Here is a 396-nt window from a genome sequence, read left to right as displayed (position 1 = left end):
GGCGCCCAAGACCTTCAGCTTCTCCGGCCTGCAGGCGCGTTCGGTCCAGATCGTGCTGCGCCAAGCCGGGCAGCAGCCTGTCGACATCGGCGGCTCCTGTGACGGCCCGCTCGCGATCCGCGCGTCCGGCCGATCCACCACGGTCGCAAGGGCTTCACCGTTTCATTTGAGCCTGCCGGTCGCCGACACGTCCTCCGTCAGCCTGTTTCCTGACGAGACCCTCAGCCGCTGCGATTTGCGCATCAGCTCTTCCCAGGCGCCTGCTGGCGCGCCGCTGACCTTGCTGCGCGAGGAGGCTGCCGATCCATGGATCGCGGGGCTCGACAGCCGCTATGACCGCTGCCCGGTGCCCGACCCGGCGGGACTGGAAGAACTCGACCGCGTTTTTTATGCCAG

1 pseudogene is annotated in these 396 nt (G+C 67.9%); it reads left to right on the top strand.

The features are described from left to right. Positions 1-396, top strand: a pseudogene (locus EN786_RS36245) (phosphatidylserine/phosphatidylglycerophosphate/cardiolipin synthase family protein); the annotation flags it as partial.

It is taken from the genome of Mesorhizobium sp. M4B.F.Ca.ET.143.01.1.1 (assembly GCF_004792275.1).
Classification (GTDB): domain Bacteria; phylum Pseudomonadota; class Alphaproteobacteria; order Rhizobiales; family Rhizobiaceae; genus Mesorhizobium; species Mesorhizobium abyssinicae.
The sequence above is the reverse complement of the archived record's forward strand: the minus strand, read 5'-3'. Positions and strand labels throughout refer to the sequence as shown.